Source organism: Nostoc sp. NOS(2021), from assembly GCF_017115025.1.
Lineage (GTDB): Bacteria > Cyanobacteriota > Cyanobacteriia > Cyanobacteriales > Nostocaceae > Nostoc.
On record NZ_JABXKM010000130.1, the window covers coordinates 51,212 to 69,338 of the forward strand.

At 42.9% G+C, this 18,127-nt stretch carries 12 protein-coding genes; 3 read left to right on the top strand and 9 right to left on the bottom strand.

The window, feature by feature from the left end; genetic code table 11:
- Nucleotides 1-369: 369 nt before the first annotated feature.
- From HWQ41_RS16960 to HWQ41_RS16970, 3 genes are all read right to left on the bottom strand, one after another.
- The gene (locus tag HWQ41_RS16960; RefSeq protein WP_292765026.1) at nucleotides 370-1,569 is read right to left on the bottom strand and encodes a response regulator; all 1,200 of its coding nucleotides are present in this window, start codon (nucleotides 1,567-1,569) and stop codon (nucleotides 370-372) included.
- 534 nt (nucleotides 1,570-2,103) lie between these two features.
- Nucleotides 2,104-3,030, bottom strand: coding sequence for an N-acetylmuramic acid 6-phosphate etherase (gene murQ, locus HWQ41_RS16965; RefSeq protein ID WP_292765028.1), 927 nt, complete (start codon nucleotides 3,028-3,030; stop codon nucleotides 2,104-2,106).
- 234 nt (nucleotides 3,031-3,264) lie between these two features.
- Nucleotides 3,265-3,693 (bottom strand): DUF3110 domain-containing protein, encoded by a 429-nt coding sequence (locus HWQ41_RS16970; protein WP_292765030.1) that lies wholly within the window; start codon nucleotides 3,691-3,693, stop codon nucleotides 3,265-3,267.
- 265 nt (nucleotides 3,694-3,958) lie between these two features.
- On the opposite strand from HWQ41_RS16970, the gene HWQ41_RS16975 reads away from it, so the two are divergent.
- Nucleotides 3,959-9,943, top strand: coding sequence for a translocation/assembly module TamB domain-containing protein (locus HWQ41_RS16975; protein WP_292765033.1), 5,985 nt, complete (start codon nucleotides 3,959-3,961; stop codon nucleotides 9,941-9,943).
- A gap of 14 nt (nucleotides 9,944-9,957) precedes the next feature.
- Here HWQ41_RS16975 and HWQ41_RS16980 read toward each other — a convergent pair whose 3' ends face one another.
- Both HWQ41_RS16980 and HWQ41_RS16985 read right to left on the bottom strand, forming a co-directional pair.
- Nucleotides 9,958-10,785, bottom strand: a complete 828-nt coding sequence (locus tag HWQ41_RS16980; RefSeq protein ID WP_292765035.1) for an Rpn family recombination-promoting nuclease/putative transposase — start codon at nucleotides 10,783-10,785, stop codon at nucleotides 9,958-9,960.
- Nucleotides 10,786-11,235: 450 nt separating this feature from the next.
- Nucleotides 11,236-12,165 (bottom strand): carbohydrate ABC transporter permease, encoded by a 930-nt coding sequence (locus HWQ41_RS16985; protein ID WP_292765038.1) that lies wholly within the window; start codon nucleotides 12,163-12,165, stop codon nucleotides 11,236-11,238.
- Nucleotides 12,166-12,291: 126 nt separating this feature from the next.
- Here HWQ41_RS16985 and HWQ41_RS16990 point away from each other — a divergent pair, with 126 nt between their 5' ends.
- Both HWQ41_RS16990 and HWQ41_RS16995 read left to right on the top strand, forming a co-directional pair.
- A complete protein-coding gene (locus HWQ41_RS16990) occupies nucleotides 12,292-12,954 on the top strand; it encodes a GIY-YIG nuclease family protein (protein ID WP_292765041.1) in 663 nt (220 codons plus the stop codon).
- Nucleotides 12,955-13,170: 216 nt separating this feature from the next.
- Nucleotides 13,171-13,590, top strand: coding sequence for a hypothetical protein (locus HWQ41_RS16995; RefSeq protein ID WP_292765044.1), 420 nt, complete (start codon nucleotides 13,171-13,173; stop codon nucleotides 13,588-13,590).
- A gap of 195 nt (nucleotides 13,591-13,785) precedes the next feature.
- On the opposite strand, the gene HWQ41_RS17000 is transcribed toward HWQ41_RS16995, so the two are convergent.
- The 4 genes from HWQ41_RS17000 to HWQ41_RS17015 all read right to left on the bottom strand — a co-directional run bounded on the left by HWQ41_RS17000 (nucleotide 13,786) and on the right by HWQ41_RS17015 (nucleotide 18,125).
- On the bottom strand, nucleotides 13,786-14,562 hold the full coding sequence (locus HWQ41_RS17000) for an ABC transporter ATP-binding protein (RefSeq protein ID WP_292765046.1): 777 nt from the start codon (nucleotides 14,560-14,562) through the stop codon (nucleotides 13,786-13,788).
- 171 nt (nucleotides 14,563-14,733) lie between these two features.
- Complete coding sequence (locus HWQ41_RS17005; protein ID WP_292765049.1) at nucleotides 14,734-14,946, bottom strand: hypothetical protein; 213 nt, start codon at nucleotides 14,944-14,946, stop codon at nucleotides 14,734-14,736.
- Nucleotides 14,947-15,801: 855 nt separating this feature from the next.
- A complete protein-coding gene (locus HWQ41_RS17010; protein WP_292765052.1) occupies nucleotides 15,802-16,644 on the bottom strand; it encodes a methyltransferase domain-containing protein in 843 nt (280 codons plus the stop codon).
- A gap of 371 nt (nucleotides 16,645-17,015) precedes the next feature.
- Nucleotides 17,016-18,125 carry a tetratricopeptide repeat protein gene (locus HWQ41_RS17015; protein WP_292765054.1) on the bottom strand — a complete coding sequence of 370 codons (1,110 nt, stop codon included), beginning with the start codon at nucleotides 18,123-18,125 and terminating at the stop codon, nucleotides 17,016-17,018.
- Nucleotides 18,126-18,127: the final 2 nt, after the last annotated feature.

An 18,127-nucleotide genomic window follows, 5' to 3' on the forward strand; every position in this document is an offset into this window, starting at 1 on the left:
TTAGTTCCCTCCCCAATCTATCGGAGAGGGTTAGGGTGGGATAAAACCTTGGTTAGTCAGCTATTTCAGACTTGTGTGTACACCGTAGCTTTTCTCATAGGGAAGTGAGGTCAGAATATTAAGTTGCATATCACGTTTATAAATAGACATCTGGTGAAATTAATTATGCGTTGCCCGAAATCCTTGGTAGGCACAATTCATGAATTGTGCCTACCAAGGATTTCGGAGATGTCTAATAAGTAAGTCGGCGTGAATAATTAAAGGCTCTTAGTAAGGGCTGGAGCTGCTTACTAAGAGCCAATTTAATGAATTTTATATTGCGTAACATAGTTTGATTTATTCTTGCCCACTTACTTAATCTCTAATTCCCTAATTAAAAACCTCTAAATTAGATTTATTCTTGTCGATGGATACACTCGATGTAGGTAAATACTTACGTACTATAGCCATTACCCTATCAGTGACTACGGGTTTAGTGAGAAAATCTGTAGAACCAACTACCTTGGCACGAACTCTATCTAAAAAACCATCATTGCCTGTTAATATAATTATTGGTATGTTGGCAAAGGTAGATATTCGTCGCAACTGAGTGCAAATTTCGTAACCACTGGCAACTGGCATAATCAAATCCAAGAAAATCAGGTCTGGTTTCTCCTGAATGAGGGTTGGTAGAGCTTGTACAGCATCTTGAATCTTGATAAACCTCAATCCATTGGAAGTGATAATATCCTCTAGCATTTTACATACCTGAGGGCTATCATCGACGCAAGCCACTAGTGGGGCAGTCCGCTTCTTTGCTTGTGTGGTGGTAGAGTTATTGTTGACTTCAGTAACTGCTAAGGGCAAGTCAGGTACTTCCACCAATTCAATGATTCCTTTAAGGATATAGGGAAGCAACGAACGGGTGAGTGGCAGTACACTCTGCTTCATTTTCATGGCTAAATCTCGCAGAGTCAATTTGCCGTTGATTAAATTCACAAAGTTTTTGTAGACAGATGGACTTACCATCTGCTGGAGTTGTTCTGGTCGCCGCAGGACAGGTGCCAAGTCAGGAGCAAAATTTGCTAAACCTGCTTCTGACCAAATTTTCCACGAGTCTTGCATATGCTTTACAGACATTTCTGCATTTGTGAAGCTCATTGGTGCTTCTAAGATAACTTCTTGACTGCGATTGCAACTTATAGAAGCAAAATTTCCTTGCAGAGCTACGTCAAATAATACTTCTGCTATCGTGTTATCGACAATAGAGTTAATCTGTTCCCGCTGGATTTTCTGTTTTTTATAGAAGATTTCTAAAAGGTGATAATCCCAGTAGTCGATTGATAGGTCTTGCAAACGCAACTGTAACTTATCAACATCAATCTGGGGACAACTTTGAGCCATATGTCTACGCCAGCGGCGGAAGGGATGAGTTCCCCCTGTTGCCCAAACTATTCGTCCCAGCCGATAGTAAAAAGTCCATTGGCTCCCCTTTGAACTCTTAATATTTAATTTGCCATTATATTGCAACTGAGTACAAGTTTGAAATTCATTTACTAGATTATTGGAAATAACTTCCCGGTCGGACATACTTTGTTCCTTTTGTTAAAAAGCCAACCCTTGAAAAACCCATACTAGCTAGATAGTGGTCAGCAAATACGTCAATAAGTGCAAATACATTTGGTAGATAGCAGTCTAAATCAAGATTATTAAAAGCAAAAAAGACAGGAAGATAACAAAATTCTTGCTAGTAAATAAGTCATCTAGTACAGAGTTGATTCTTGGCATACTTGACTTTTATGCTAATCTTTTATCACTCCATTAGGTTACTATAGTCCACATGATGATAAATTTACTATTAATATATTATTGTACTAATTTCCATACGGAATTATATCCGTATAAGTCCGGAATTTTTGTTTAAAAAATATTAGCAAGTCTCTAGATATTTTTGCTTTAGTTATTGAGATTGACAATAAAGGGTAAAAATATTGATTTAAATATACATTTCTTAATGTATATTTGTTTTAGTGAACTTTTCTAGGGAATATTATCCTTAAAAAAAAGGCGTGCTACTAAGACAAGTAGCAGCCAGATATAAAGTATTTATTTAGGAAAATTTCTTTAAGGTTGGTTGTGGTTTTGATAGCTCACAACAGCTGCTCTGAGATTACTTTGGTGTTCTGAAAGAAGCCGATCGCCCTCGTCTTTTTCTAAACCAGTCCAGTGCATCAATAGCGCTAGCTTAACCCACTTGCCACTACGTTCTAGTAAAAAACCAGCAGCTTCCCGACTTAAACCTGTGAGGTCTTGCAAAATTCGCAAAGCGCGATCGCGTAACTTTTGATTTGTTACCGCCACATCCACCATGCGATTGCCATAGACTTTGCCTAGCTTCACCATTACCCCAGTCGAAAGGATATTTAAAGCTAACTTCGTGGCTGTACCAGCTTTCAGGCGAGTTGAGCCGGCGATTATTTCTGGCCCTGTCAATAGGCGAATGTCAATATCGGCATCACAGCTAACTTGTTCAGCCGGAACACAGGCGATAAAAATGGTAGTGGCTCCCCGCTGACGAGCAGCATGAAGGGCACCGTGGACATAAGGCGTTGTCCCACCGGCGGTAATGCCAACTACTACATCTAGTTGAGTAATGTGTCGCCCAGCGATCGCAGCCTCGCCATCTTCGATGCTGTCTTCTAAATCTTCGGAACTGCGTACCAGCGCACCCGCACCACCAGCAATAATCCCCTGTACTAACTCTGGAGGCGTACAAAAAGTAGGTGGACACTCAGCAGCATCTAACACCCCTAACCTGCCACTTGTGCCCGCACCGATATAAAATAGGCGTCCTCCGTGGCGCAAACACTCTGCGGTGCTATCAATTGCTTGTGCCAACTGAATTTTTGCCGCCGCAACCGCCGCAACTGCCTTTTGGTCTTCGTTATTAAACAGTTCCACCAATTCCAGAGAACTAAGCTGGTCTAAGTTCAGACTGTTAGGATTTACCAACTCGGTTAAAAGATGTCCGCGTTCCTGCAAATTTGTCATTTGTCCTCTGTCATTTGTCCTTAATCTTTTGTCCTACCCTACGGGTTCGCCTTTGGCGTTCTCATAGAGTAGCCGCCTTTTGGGCGTCTATGTCATTAGTCAAGTGACCAATGGCTAATGACCAATGACCCTTTGGGTTCACCAGTTGCTCATGGGGAAAACCCCCTTGGCGCTAGCCTCTCCCTTTGGGAGAAGACCGCACTGGCTCACCAATGACTAATGACTAATGACTAATTACAACAATCCTTCCAATTTACGACGCATCTTCTCTAGTTCAGAATCAGACAATTCTGGTTCTTCTAGTGGCTGTTGATTAAGAGGGAAGGTGTCTTCAACAGTATCCTCCTTCTGGGCATCTGCTTGCCAGTCGGTATCTTCCACGTTAAGTTCTGGGGGAGTGACAACTAAATTGCTGTTTTCTGGGATGATTTCCCATTCATATCCAGCACTTTCGCAAAATTCCTTGATTTCCTCAGCATCGATCGGCTCCGGTGTAGGTGCGGGGAAATCCTGAGCTTCCAGCATTAGGGCAAAGCGCGTGGCATCGTCTTCTGACTCGAACATCAGAATTTTATTGCGATCGCCCTCCCGAATCGTGTGAATCCCCTCATTTTCCGTTCGAGCATTAAAAATTAACACAAAAACACGCATTGGTGTAATCATTTGTCTTTTTTAAGGTCTATTCATATTAAAGTTCTAGGTTGTGCATCAGGGAAAGTCACAGGAAAAATTTTCACTCTATTCAGCTCAGATTTTCCTGAAAACGCCAATATTATTAAGCATAAGTGTTAGATCAAGCAAATACCGTAACTTAACCAATGAGGTCTTGGGTTTAGTTGGCGTATCCTGGAAATGGCATAGTGAATCAATGTGCCAGTTAATGCTTGTGTGTGCCAGCGACATCCGGCAATTAATACTGTGAAAGCAAATGACTAACCCTTCCAATCAAGATCATCACTCCCTTTCCCCTATCCGCAAACGTCTGTGGTTGCTGGTGTTGAGTCGGGGTAGCATTGCCTTGAGCGGACTTTTACTGTTAGGAATTGTTGTCGGTATTTGGCGATTGTGGACTTTTGTCCAAACAGAGTTAACACCTTTAGCACAACAAAGTCTCACTACTACACTCAACCGTCCGGTAAAACTGGGAAGAGTCACACAATTTTCGTTGACGGGAGTGCAGTTTGGGGCTTCAGCTATCCCAGCGACACCCACAGATCCAGATCGCGCCGCAGTCGAATCTGTGGAGGTGGGTTTTGACCTGTTACAACTAATCTTTAACCACCACCTAAAGCTAGATGTCACCTTAGTCAACCCAGATATTTACATTGAACAGGATGACCAAGGGCGCTGGGTTTCCACTAAAATAGCGTCGTCAGGTGAAGGCGGCGCAATTAAAACCGATTTGGACAACCTGCGGTTTCGCAATGCCAAGCTGGCGTTGATGCCACAGAAGAGAGCAGGGGGAGAAATAAATTCAAAATTCAAAATTCAAAATTCAAAATTGAAAGAAAAGACTGGGGGAGATGAGGGAGTAGCGGGAGCAACATCTTTATCTCCCTCATACCCCGTAACATTTTCTCAAATAAATGGATCTGCCCAACTTTTAGCAAACAACCAGTTCATCAGGTTTGAAGTGGGGGGTCAAGCAGACAGTGGTGGCAGTATTTCCATTCAGGGAGAGACACGTTCCAAGATATTAGCAGGGAAGTTTCAGTTGCGATCGCAAGACTTGCTGGCTGCGGATATTACTCGGTTGATTAAGTTACCAGTGAACTTACAGGCGGGTCGAGCCAATGGCGACTTGTTGGTTCAGTTGATACCAGGACAGCCGACTTTATTGTTTGGCAGCGCTGCTGTGCAAGGGGTAACAGTTCAAATTCCCAAAGTCCCGCAACTATTGAGCAATACCCAAGGAAACCTCGGCTTCCAGGGAACGGAGTTGCAGTTAAATAATGTTACTACCAACTACGGCAAAATTCCCCTAGTGGCTACGGGAATCATCGACACTAAAGCAGGCTTTAAGTTGGCAGGGCATGTAAATTCGGTGAGTTTGGCTAATGCCCAGGAGACTCTCAAGGTAAAACTACCTGTGCCGATCGCTGGACAAGTACAAGCTTCTTTGCAGATTACCGGATCAACAAAAGAGCCAATTCTCTCAGGTACAGTTACCACAATCCAAACTGCTCGAATTGACAAAGTTGATTTTAATAGCATCAGTAGTAAGTTTGAGCTTGTTACTAGTTCCTCTTTAATTACCCTAAAAGATATTCAAGGTAAAGCCAAAGTTGGTGGTGAAATTACGGGCGCTGGCACAATTAAACTTGGTAAAAACCCCCGACTGGATTTAAATTTCGCTGCCCAGAATGTTCCAGGGGATGCGATCGCAAAAGTTTATGAAACAACACCCAATTTCCAAATCGGTAATATCTCAGCTACAGCCGAACTAACAGGCGCTCCTACCAATGCCCAAACTGTGGTACAATTTCAAGCTCCTAACGGAACTTACCCCGGAACAGGTGAAGTTGCGATCGCTAGCGATCGCACCGTCTCTTTCCGCAATGTAGCTCTGAATGTCAGTGGTGGTACGGTACGGGCAACTGGTAGTTATGCCAATCAGCATTGGCAAGCTGTGGCTGTTGCCTCTGGGGTGAAGTTGGAACCCTTTGTAGACAAAAGTCAACTACAAAATGTCTCTTTGGCGGGGGCACTGTTCAATGGTCGTCTCATTCTCTCAGGAAACACAGCACCATTTAAAATTGCCACGATTCGCAGTGATGGTGCAGGAGTTCAAATTGGTGGCGGTACAGTTGCAGTTTCTAATATCCAACTGCAAGACCAAAGCTTTTCTGCTCAACTTGTAGCTAATGGTGTGCGGTTGGGACAAATATTGAAACAGTCTCCCCCAGTTTTAAATAATCCATTGGCGGGTACGTTCCAAATCGCAGGCAACAGAGATAATTTCAGCCTGAAAACTCTACGTGGCAGTGGTGAGGGTCGCCTTGCTATTGGCGGTGGTACGGTTACAGCCTCTAATATTCAAGTGGCTAATGGTGTATATCAGGCGCAAGTTCATGCTAAGAATGTGCCTGTGCAGCAGTTGGCAACAGTACCAAAGCAGTTCCAAGGAGCGTTAACTGGTCAGTTCAACGTCGCGGGTTCTGTTGATTCTTTTAAACTGCAAAATATTCAAGCTAGCGGTCAGGCGCAGGTAAATGTTGCGGGTGGAACGATCGCAGCCTCTAATATTCAAGTAGCTAATGGTCTATATCAGGCGCAAGTCCAGGCAAATAATGTACCTGTGCGGCAGTTGGCAGCAGTACCAAAGCAGTTCCAGGGAGTGTTAACTGGTCAGTTCAACGTCGCGGGTGCTGTTGATCCTTTTCAACCGCAAACTATTCAAGCCAGCGGTCAGGCGCGGGTAAATGTTGCGGGTGGGACGATCGCAGCCTCTAATATTCAAGTAGCTAATGGTCTATATCAGGCGCAAGTCCAGGCAAATAATGTACCGTTGCAGCAGTTGGTAGCAGTACCACCGCAGTTACGAGGGACGTTAACTGGTCAAGTGAACGTGGCGGGTTCTGTTGAATCTTTCCAACCGCAAACTATTCAAGCCAGTGGTCAGGGACGGCTGAATGTTGCAGGTGGAACGATCACAGCCTCTAATATTCAATTATCCAATGGTCGCTATCAAGCTGTAGTTAATGCTGACGGTGTGGAATTAAATCGCTTAAATCAGCAATTGCGTGGTCAATTTGGCGGTCAGTTGCAATTAGCTGGCACCCTTGGATCATCCAAATTAGCTGATGTGCGTGCTGCTGGACAGGTGCAATTATCCCAAGGTATTCCTGGTCTTGAGCAACCCTTGAGTGCTGCGATCGCTTGGAGTGGTGAAAGGCTTACCATTGAGCGAGCAACTGCTCCCGGTTTAAATGTTACTGGTAACATATTAGCCAATGCAACTAAGGCAGGTATCCCGGAAATTACTGCCCTAAATCTCAACGTCCAGGCGCAGAATTACAACCTCAAACAGTTACCGATCAATCTTCCTAATCAGGTTGCTGTGGCGGGGAGAGTAGATTTTAATGGTCAAATAACTGGTAAGTTGCCCTTGCCAAATGTGATCGGGCAAATCAACTTACGAGACTTGGTTGTTCAAAATATTGCTTTTGAGCCGTTGTTAACTGGAAACATCGATTCAGTACAGGGACGCGGTTTAAATTTGAACTTGGCGGGAAATAGCGATCGCCTGGCCTTCAATTTAGATGCCAATAATCGCCCTAAATCCTTCTTAGTAAAATGGCAGCAAGCATCAGCCACAGGTAATGTTCAAGGGAATGATTGGGCACTCAAAGTTGCAAATTTCCCCTTACAAATATTGAATTTGACTCCGCCACCAATTACTCGTCTGGGTACTGGTAAGATAACTGGGTTGTTAACTGGGGATTTACTGTTTAATCAGCAGACATTGGCAGCAACAGGAAATTTAGCGATCGCTAATCCGCAAATTGGCCGGCTTAAAGGCGATCGTTTAGCGGCTCAATTCCGCTACAGCAATGGTAAAGCCACAGTCGCAAGTAGCGAATTTGTCAAAGGCAACAGCCGCTACGCCCTTGTCGGTACTTTAGCTCAAACCTCTAAAGGCCCTCAACTACAAGGTAAACTGAACGTCAACCAGGGAGAGATCCAAGATGTTCTAGCTGTAGCACAGGTATTTGATTTACACGATTTGCAACCCAGTTCAGCAGCCCCAATCTACGGCACAGCAGCGGATCTGACCACCAACCCCCAAGGGTCGCTAAATCAGCCCTTATTAAACCAAATCCAACGGTTTTCTGAAATTGAAACTTTGGTAGCAGAACAGGAACAACAGCGACTTGATTCCACTCCCATACCGGATTTGGTAGACTTAAAGGGGACTTTCAACGGAGAAGTGGCTGTAAATACAGCTACAACCAATGGATTGTCAGTGGATTTTAATTTGAATGGACAAAACTTTGCCTGGGGTAAAAAGGAAGAACGAAATCGTTTTTATACTGCCGACAAAGTGATTGCTGAAGGCAACTTTGAAAACGGTGTTTTGAGTTTGCGACCTTTACGAATCGAGTCTCAAAACAGGCTGATTGCCTTCACGGGTAACGTTGGCGGTGATGAACAATCTGGTCAGTTGCGGGTGAATAATTTTCCAGTACAAATACTGAATAATTTTGTCAAACTGCCAGTTGGAATCACAGGCAATCTTAACGCTACAGCCGCTTTAGCAGGCAGCATTGCTAATCCCCAAGCTAGAGGGGAATTGCAAATCACAGAAGGAATACTAAATCAGAACAAAATAGAGTCAGCGATGGCAAGTTTCAGCTATGCCAACGGACGCTTAAACTTTGGTAGTACTGTAGCAGTTGCTGGGCCAAAACCTGTTGATATTACTGGCAGCATACCTTATAAATTGCCTTTTGCTTCCGTGGCACCAGACAGCGATCAAATCAGTTTGGATATGAAGTTAGAAAACGAGGGATTGGCACTATTAAACGCATTCACTAATCAAGTGGTATTTGAGAAAGGTGAAGGAGAAGTAGACCTCAAGGTACGCGGAACATTGCAAAAACCCGAAGTAGATGGAATTGCAACTGTCAAAAATGCTACTTTTTCAGCCCAGGCTTTGCCAGGTAAGCTGAGACATGTCACAGGTAAAGTGCTGTTTAATTTTGACACCATCTTAGTAGAAAATCTTCAGGGTAGATTTAGCCGTGGTCAGGTAGAAGCTGCTGGAGAAATTCCCATCTTCAACAATCAGAACGTGATTATCAACAATCCCTTAACCGTTAATCTCGAACAGCTGGCGTTGAATCTCAAGGGACTTTACCAGGGAGGTGCTAGCGGCAATTTACAGATTACTGGTTCTGCCCTTAACCCCTTGATTGGCGGTAGAGTAAATTTATTTGATGGTCAGGTATTGCTAGCAGAATCTACCGACGCTAATACATCTGCAAATAGTAGTCTTGGTGTATCACCCACAAAAGCCAATAACCAGAGTAAACCTGAAATTGGCAATGGGACAGGAAATGGGTTGGCGCCAGCCTTGCCGTTAGGCATCGCCAAATTTAATAATCTAGATTTGGAACTAGGCAAAAACGTCCAAATTACCCGTCCACCTATTCTTAGTTTCCTCGCAACTGGTAATCTCATCGTTAACGGTTCAATCAATCAGCCTATACCCGATGGTACTATCCGCTTAGAGAAAGGTGGCGTCAATTTATTTACTACCCAATTTAACCTTGCTTCTGGCTATAAACACACCGCAACTTTTAGTCCCTCTCAACCCCGCGACCCCGACTTAGATATTCGGCTATTTGCCAAGGTACTAGACGTAACTCAAAATAATGACTTCAGCCGGGTAAATTCCACAGGTTTATCAGCCTTAGAAAGTGTTCGAGTCGAAGCCACTATCAACGGTTTCGCTAGCAAACTAAATGAAAATATAGAATTAACAAGCAGCCCGTCACGTAGTCAAACCGAAATTGTTGCTCTTTTAGGAGGTGGATTTGTAGACACCCAAGGACGAGGTGACAGTACTTTGGGTCTGATTAACATCGCAGGTTCGGCTGTGTTCAACAATTTTCAGTCAGCTTTTAACCAGATTGGGAGTACCTTTGGCTTAAGTGAACTGCGAATATTTCCTACCGTTATCTCTGAGAATCCCGAAGCGGGAAGAAGCAGTTCAACTTTGGAATTAGCAGCGGAGGCTGGGGTTGACATTTCTTCTAAAATATCCGTTTCCAGCATCAAAATTTTGACAACAAATGACCCCTTCCAATGGGGTGTTAATTACCGGATAAACGACGAATTTCGTGTGCGTGCTTCCACTAATTTATCTGATGATAGTCGTGCTGTAGTGGAGTATCAAACGCGGTTTTAAAGAAATCTCTTCAATTATGAATTACTTCCTGTTCCCTGTTCTCCTTGCTTTTCAATAACTTGTCGTACCTGTTTAACATCCAATTCTAATGCTTCGGCGATTTGCTCTATACTCAAACCAAACTTAAGCAGACGGGGTATAGTCTCCAGCTTTGTTTCTTCTCGAACCTCCTCTTTTACTTCCTGCTTTGTTTCTTCCTTTACCTCCTGGTAAAATTTAGTTTGTCTCCAATCGGTTAATCCAAACATCGCTTCCAACTCCTGCTGACTTTTATTTACAAATTTATAGATAAGCATTCTCTCTACTAATTCTAAGAGATTGCTACGGTTAGCTTCATTCGTTTGTTGTACTTGATTTATCAAGTTTTTCGCTTGCTGTACGGCTTTATCTTCTGGTGCAACTACTAACTTAATCACGCCTAGCCCAATCGAAGATGATGGTACATCATCTAACTCGTCTAAATAAATTATCCGAATTTGCTGTTGAGCTAATGATGTTTGATAAATGAATGGCACACCTGGGTCGAGACTGCGTTGAGCAAAAAGTAATACTGCTTGCCAGCGACGTTGAGGTTTATATTGATTTATATACAGGAAAGCTTCTGTGATTATTCGCCAGTAAATATCATCATCGCGCTGAAACTGTACCTCAACAATATAGATTGTGTCTTCTGGGAAGTCAGGTTTGGGTAAGAATAAACCATCGATGCGACGCGCTAGTTCTTTGATTTCTACTGAGGTAAATTGGTAGTGCAACGCCAGGGATTGAGATTGTTCCAAAAGTTCAAATAAGACACCTGGAAGAGTTTGGAATAAGGTGTAAAAAATCGTGTCTGTTTTCATGCACTCTGGATATTTGAATATTTTCAGATTATCGTGACTGATCGGGCAATACGCTTGGGTTAGTGATATTTAGTGTTTGGAGATCCCCCCAACCCCCCTTAAAAAGCAGGGCTGTTTCATTCGATCTCTTAGAGATTTTGTCAAGAGTACGAGTCAGAAATTTGCTTGATTTGGTCATCGAAAAGCTACCACCTCAACGAGTAAATTTCAGTGCGAACGCGATTTTCTTGCCCAATCAGATTTTTTAGTCACCTGACTTTTTTGCTTGAAACGCTTGTAAATCAGAGCCTTTTAGGGAATGAAACAGCCCTGCCCTTTTTAAGGGGCGCTAATATCTCTTTTACCCTCTTAAAAAGGGGGTCGCCGGATGCGTGGGGGATCTTAACCCAAGCGTATTGGCTGATCGGGGATGATTTTTCTAAATTTAAGATATTTAAATTAAGTCAATATTCAGATTGTGATATTATCGTCCCCCTGCTGATTAATAATTAATCGCAAAATTGATAACCCCAAAATTATCAAAAATAGCACTAGCCCAATTGTGCAAGCATAGCTAATTTCTAAATTGTTGAAGGCTTGCTCATATAGATAATAAACAATCGTTTTCGAGCTACTGAGTGGCCCCCCTTGGGTCATAATGTATACTTCTTCAAACACTTTGGTCGCAGAAATAGCCGAAATCACCGCCACTAATGCTAGATACGGCTTCATTAAAGGTATGGTAATATCCCAATGTTTGCTGATACCATCAGAGCCATCGATCGCAGCGGCTTCGTACACATCAGTGGGAATTGATTGCAAACCCGCTAAATAAATCACCATGTAGTAGCCTAGTCCCTTCCATACGGTGACAGCCATCACGCTGGCAAGAGAAATTGGTAGAATACCAAAAATCTTGGCTGGGCTAGTTAGCCAAGGAATACCTTCTGGAAAAAGACCTAAAGCTTTCAGTAACTGATTCAGTAATCCGTTTTCTGCATACAGCCATTTCCAAGCTATTCCCGCAACTACCATTGAAATTACCACTGGGGTGTAGTAAGCTGCTCTAAACCAATTCATCCCCCGCAGTTTCTGATTTACCAAAATTGCCAGCACTAAGGGAGCAATTACTAAAATTGGTACTACACCCACAAGATATAAAAAAGTGTTTTCCAAGGTTTTCCAAAAAACTGCATCTTTCCAAAGCTTGAGGAAGTTGGCGAAACCTATCCATTGTGGCGGCTGGGCAATATCTTCATAGCGAGTAAAGCTAAGGTAAAACGCTTGCAGTGCTGGCCAAAAGACAGTTAACCCCAAAAGAACCAAGGCGGGTAGTAAAAATAAATAAGGGGTTAGCCGTTGTTTGATGAACATCCAATTTTTAGGTGTCAATTGATTCATATAAGATTTAATAGTTGTTTTCGCTTTGTCAGAACAAGAATTTGGGGATGTGAGTAGATTTAAGCTTCAATATTTTAAGGGCATATATTTGCGTAACGCTAATTAATAACTCGGAGATAAACTGCAATGGAAACTCAGCACAACTCGCCAATTGAACATCAAAATGTCCCCATAAACCACCGTGGACTACATGAATTTTTGTACAGTTCTGACGACGAACACGCCGCCATTGAGGTGAGTATAACTCCTGAACTGGCAAACAATGGTACTGAAATCATTGACCTTCAGATTTGGAGTGCGGCTGCTCAGAATGCTAAAATTGCAGGTGTTTACGGCGTATTGGATGCAGAACGCCGCACACAGTATATTGGCTATTCTCGGAATGTGTTGCTTTCCCTAAACGGCCATCTTCGCCAAAATGGTGAGCAAAAGTGTGCTTTTGTGCGTGTGCAAGCATTCAAGTTCCCTAAGCGTCAAGAAATGGAAGATTTGCGAGATGCGTGGATAGCAGAACTCGAAAGTACGCCAGCTGGTAATGCTTCCGAATGCGAAATGTGGGCTAGCACGGTAGGCGAAGCTACGAAGGCGGTAATGTCAGAGGCGGAACGCCAAGCCTATGAGGAGAAAAAGCTAAAACTGCGGAAAGCAATGGCTGACACAACCCTTTCTAAAGAGTCAGAAACAATAGATGCGAATGAAGGTGAACGTCAGCGTCAACTTGAAGCTGCTGTGAAAAACGATGACTGGAGTGTAATTATCGACGCACAGACACAGGAAACTAAGTCTTAGGTGTCAAACTAATTCATAATTAATAATTACTAATTCATAATTGCAATTAGTGTTGGCTCTGAACCCACCACTAATTGTAGACCACTAAATTGAAAATTTAGTGGGGGCTTGTACCCATTCTTTAATTATGAATTATGAATTATGAATTAATAATTATTTGGTCAATTAAATTAGTTGATAGTTTCTAAACTTAGCTAGATCATCGGTGACCTAAATATGAATCCCATTCGGAAATCTACCATAGTACTAGGTACAGTAGGCTTCATCCTATTTTCTGTACTTTTGCTTGTATTTCTACCGTGGAGCTTTAACTTCTTTGGCTACGCACTACCAGGAAAAGGAGGATTACCTTGCCGAGTTTCATACGGTCATCGGGTCTATATTGCTTCAAATAAGTGCATTGGAGTTTTTTCCTACGGGATACAGCTTCCCTGTAGGACAGAGTTAGATTTGATAGATAAAAAGTCGTGGCCGCTTACCCAAGTTAGACAAATACCTACCTTGTTGGGTGAACCCTATCCACTGTTCCTAGATGCTCCTTCTATCAAACAGATCAAGCAATGGACAGCAACAGGTGTATTTGTTCGCACTGGCAGTAACTGCTACATTGGCTATAACCTTTCAGGCGGGCCGTAAGAGTAACATATCGCCCGTGTGGAGATGCTATACCTCCACGCTTGATTAAATAGCAGTTTTCCAAACATTTGCAGACATAAACCAACCCTAGTCTAGACACGCCAGCATGAAGATGAAAAGTTAAAATACCTCTGGCAGATTATTGGGAGGTTTTTTTATTATGAAAAATTTAGGATACGATACTATGATTTGATTTTAAACAGCAGAAATGGCACAAACCTGTAAACCCACCGGTGTGTGAATAATCACTGATTCTACACCGAAGACTTGGGCGATCGCATTTGGTGTCAGAACTTGTTCAGGTGTACCAACTTCCCAAATACGACCCTGTTTTAATAATGCAATGCGGGAACTATACCGGGCTGCTAAATTCAGTTCGTGTAAAACTGTGACAATAGTTAATTCCTGCTGCTGATTCAGTTCTTTAAGCAGTTCTAATAGTTGCAATTGATAGTTGATATCTAAAAAAGTTGTCGGTTCATCTAATAGTAAAACTTTTGGTTCTTGCGCTAGTGCTAAAGCTAAAAAAGCTCGTTGTCTTTCACCGCCTGAGAGTTGTTCGACTAAGCGATCGCTCAATTTTTCTAGTTGCGTCTTTTTAATTGCAGCTTCTACTTTTACCCCATCTTTGGCGTTTAATTCCCATTGCCACCAAGGTTGATGTGGTGTGCGTCCTAAACTTACTAATTGTCGCACTGTTAAGCCAACGGGAACAGTTTGTTGTTGCGGTAATAATGCCAGTTTCTGTGCAACTAGATTTGGGGGTTGAGAGTGAATTGCTTTACCATCAAGTAGCACTGTTCCCTGCTGTGGGGAGAGAATACGACTCAACAATTTGAGTAAAGTAGATTTACCTGAACCATTAGCACCAACTAAACTCAACCATTCTCCTGTTTGCAGAGTCAGGTTAATGTCTTGAACAATTGGTACTGAGGTGTAACCGCCTGTGAGGTTTTGCAGTTCGAGTGGCATTTGCTGAAATTTCAGTAAATCACAAAGTTTTTTCCAAGAGAGCTGGTAATTCAGCGTCACGATAGTTATGCCTTGTTGATTTATTTTGGCATAACCTCTATGAATGGGGATTCTATCAGCGCTAAGGTGGAGAAGTGAGGTTATTGGTAGGTAGCCGTTGGATACTGAGGTTTAAGCTTGGTTGCGTCGTTGTTCTAGGTGCTGTTGATGCAATTCTGGGAAGTTTTCTAAGTCATCTATTGTTTGTGGCGGTGGAAATATTTTGTTATTGGCAGATTGAAACCTATCAACGTAAATTTGTAACGCCTCTTCATCATCTCTGTGGTCAAGGATATATTGACGCAATTCAGTACGGGTCAACGATGTAAAATCAGGTTTGCTCATAAATATCTCCATTCCCCGTTTGGGTAAATTACTATTTCTGTTTCTTCCCCTGCCAAAATCACTAAATTTTTTGTCCGTTTGTCTACAGTTACTAAATATAGCGCTTCTCGGTTGAGTGCAATACAGACCTAACAAGAACAGCCCCAACCCTTGTAGCGTTGGGGAGTAAGATTCAAAGCTTCTCTCCTTTTAGGAGAGAGGAATGGAAGTGAGGTCAAAGTGTATTGCTTCCATTCGAGAACCGCTAATATGGGTAGATACATTTTAGTATTTCTATAGCAGAGAATAAAGCAAGTTCTTATTTGCTCTTGTGTAGGCATATTTTAACGAGTCGCGGAAGTCCCCACCTTCAATGTACTCATAAGGTGGGGATTGTGAGCGGGGGATGAAGATTGCATCTGGAATTGATTTTTTGCTTGGTAAAAACTTTCTTCCAGATGTATGACGAATCCCCAGGATTTTCTGGTAAGATACTTACTGTCTTGACCATCAATGCCACAAGCGAAAACCAAGCTAATAGGTATATGTCGCAAGAGAAAGATTTGGGTCTTGGGAACCAGGACTCCTGCCCTTGGAGGGAATATAAGACCAAAAAAACTACGGAGTTCTGGAGGCTATTCCCGATGAATTGGGAAGCTCAGACTTCAGCCTTAGGCAAGTCTGAGTAGTTCACTAGTCTTCATCTATTACTAGGTGGTCTGGTCAGCACGACTTCTAGTTTTTAGGCTAGAGAGCCACCGTACCTTCAGGTCGGGGGTGCTGACCAATTCCCGTAATCGGCGTATGTTCTCAGGCTTGACCGTTGCGTATTTTTTTCTAGCTGAAGTTGACACGCATAAGCAATGCTGTGCTACCCTACTTATTGCCGCACAATAAGCCAAACCGAATTAACCCACGCTGATAACCGCGACGCATTAATCCCAGTGATAATGCCCCTTGAATGGTAGTCCAACCAGCATTTAGTAGGCCCCAAAGCGCTTGGGGAGTGAATGCGGAATCAATCACCACATTCCAAAAGGGGGCGACGGCGGTTGACCAATCAGCGGTGCGGATATTATGTAATGGTAGTTGATGTGCGATCGCTTCATACTCTGGCAAAGAAATCACATAAGGCAAACAATATACCCGATAAATATCCTGCAAGTGCTTTTGTTCATCCGCCGTCAGTGGTGACTCATCAGTTGGTCGATGACACCAAGTCACCATAATTAACTTGCCACCGGGCTTCAATACTCGGTAGCACTCCTGGAGAAACTTCTTTTTATCTGGCATATGTTCACCGCTTTCCAGCGACCAAACCAAGTCAAAAGAATCGTCAGCAAAGGGCATTGCTTGAGCATTTGCAACCTGGAACTGTGTTCTCTGGCTCAAATTAGCCTCTAGGGCGCGTTCCGTTGCTCTCGCGGCTTGCACAGGACTCAATGTAATCCCTGTAGCTTTAGCATTAAACTTTTGTGCGAGGTATAAAGAACTGCCGCCAATACCACAACCTACATCTAGGATATTTTCTGCTGCTTGTATCCCTGCCCAATTAAGCAGTTCTTCGATTAAATCAATTTGAGCCTGACGACGGTCTTTTTTCTGGGTACCGTCCGCACCATAGTAGCCGTGATGCATGTGTTCGCCCCAAATCTGTTCCCACAGACCAGAGGAAGCATCGTAAAATTGCTGAATTTGCTCGGAAAGTGTTGCACTCATGAAAAAACCAGTGTTAAGACAAAGCCGAATTAAAAAAACATATAGATAAGGCTAGCATGTGTGTTTTTAATTAAAATAGGGTCTTTTGGTTTGCAGAGATAATAAACTCCGGTTTTTCTCCCTTGGAAAAATTTACTAATTTTACCTTAATAAGTTGCCTTTGCTCTCAGTTGTATACCGTAATTTATCAAGAAAAATAAAAGCACCAGTCGCCAGAATTTATGCTGAATTCTGACGACTGGCTGATGAATAGAAAGTTTAATACCCCGCCTCTACAGGCTTTCTACATTGAGGTAGTGGTGTAGAACTCTACTTCAACGATTCTAACTCCTGAATTCTGACTTATTCTTTTATACCTAACTCTGAGTTTTTTATTGTTCAGGACTCGTTGAAGTAGACTGTGGTTCAACTGAGGCAGGGTTCGCGGGCGTTTTCGTAGAAGTTTCTGGTTGGTTTGGGGTTTGTGGCTGAGGTGTTTGTACTACATTACTTGTAGAATCTGAACTCTGAGAAGGAGTAGCTGTTTGACTGGCTTGAGGTTGCTGTTGCCCAGCTTTCTGGGCAATTTGCTGCATTAGCTGTTCAATTTTCTCAGCTTGCTCAATGTTCCCTTGCTGACGATACTCGTTATGGGCACGTTTCAAGACTCCACTAGCTTTTTTGATGTCGCCCTGATTATATAAAGTTACTCCCAAGTTATAGTAAGCTGAGGCATTTTTAGGATTTAGGCGAATAGCTTGCCGATAAACAGAAATAGCCTCAGCAGTTTGACCTTGAATTGCTAGCAAATTTGCCATATTGTTGTAGGCTGTGGCGTTTTTAGGATCTAGCTGCAAGGCTTGGCGATAAGTGGCGATCGCAGGCTGGATTTGACCTTGTTGTTGCAAGGCGATCGCTAAGTTAAAATAAGCATTGGCATTGCTGCTATCTAGACTAATTGCTTTTTGGTATGCAGCGATCGCTTCCTCTAGCTGTCCTTGTTCATACAGCGCCAAACCTAAATTATACAGCGCTGCTACCCTTGTGGGATCGATCACAAGGCTCTGGCGATAAGCAGTAATCGCTGCATCTTTTTCTCCTTGTCGCTGCAACACTAACCCTAAGTTGTAATAAGCTTCACTAAAATTGGGATTAACTTTAACCGCCTCTGCATATTCTTGTAAAGCTAGTTCAGGGTGATTTTGCTGCAAGAAGATATTACCTAAATAGTTCCGCGCTGCTCCAAAGTTGGGGTCATGCTGCAACGCTTGGCGAAAGGCATATTCCGCACCCTGTAAGTCTTTGCGGTTATAGCGCGTGACTCCCTGCTGGAAAAAGCTAGCTGCTTCCAAATCCTGAGAAATTGCGTTTTCTGCCAGCAGTTTGCTGACTGGGAAATTAGTAATTGTCGGTGCAGCCAAGACCAAAAACGTAGAACAGCCACAGAGTGTCACCTGGCAAAATAAATGTAACCACTGAGAAAATAGGGATTTTTCAGACATGA

What these genes read in the sequence shown, in the direction of transcription:
- HWQ41_RS17005 (WP_292765049.1), bottom strand. Translation starts at nt 14,946, where the DNA reads ATGAGCAAACCTGATTTTACATCGTTGACCCGTACTGAATTGCGTCAA.
- HWQ41_RS16960 (WP_292765026.1), bottom strand. Translation starts at nt 1,569, where the DNA reads ATGTCCGACCGGGAAGTTATTTCCAATAATCTAGTAAATGAATTTCAA.
- HWQ41_RS16985 (WP_292765038.1), bottom strand. Translation starts at nt 12,165, where the DNA reads ATGAATCAATTGACACCTAAAAATTGGATGTTCATCAAACAACGGCTA.
- HWQ41_RS16980 (WP_292765035.1), bottom strand. Translation starts at nt 10,785, where the DNA reads ATGAAAACAGACACGATTTTTTACACCTTATTCCAAACTCTTCCAGGT.
- HWQ41_RS16975 (WP_292765033.1), top strand. Translation starts at nt 3,959, where the DNA reads ATGACTAACCCTTCCAATCAAGATCATCACTCCCTTTCCCCTATCCGC.
- HWQ41_RS16970 (WP_292765030.1), bottom strand. Translation starts at nt 3,693, where the DNA reads ATGATTACACCAATGCGTGTTTTTGTGTTAATTTTTAATGCTCGAACG.
- HWQ41_RS17015 (WP_292765054.1), bottom strand. Translation starts at nt 18,125, where the DNA reads ATGTCTGAAAAATCCCTATTTTCTCAGTGGTTACATTTATTTTGCCAG.
- HWQ41_RS16995 (WP_292765044.1), top strand. Translation starts at nt 13,171, where the DNA reads ATGAATCCCATTCGGAAATCTACCATAGTACTAGGTACAGTAGGCTTC.
- murQ (WP_292765028.1), bottom strand. Translation starts at nt 3,030, where the DNA reads ATGACAAATTTGCAGGAACGCGGACATCTTTTAACCGAGTTGGTAAAT.
- HWQ41_RS17010 (WP_292765052.1), bottom strand. Translation starts at nt 16,644, where the DNA reads ATGAGTGCAACACTTTCCGAGCAAATTCAGCAATTTTACGATGCTTCC.
- HWQ41_RS17000 (WP_292765046.1), bottom strand. Translation starts at nt 14,562, where the DNA reads ATGCCACTCGAACTGCAAAACCTCACAGGCGGTTACACCTCAGTACCA.
- HWQ41_RS16990 (WP_292765041.1), top strand. Translation starts at nt 12,292, where the DNA reads ATGGAAACTCAGCACAACTCGCCAATTGAACATCAAAATGTCCCCATA.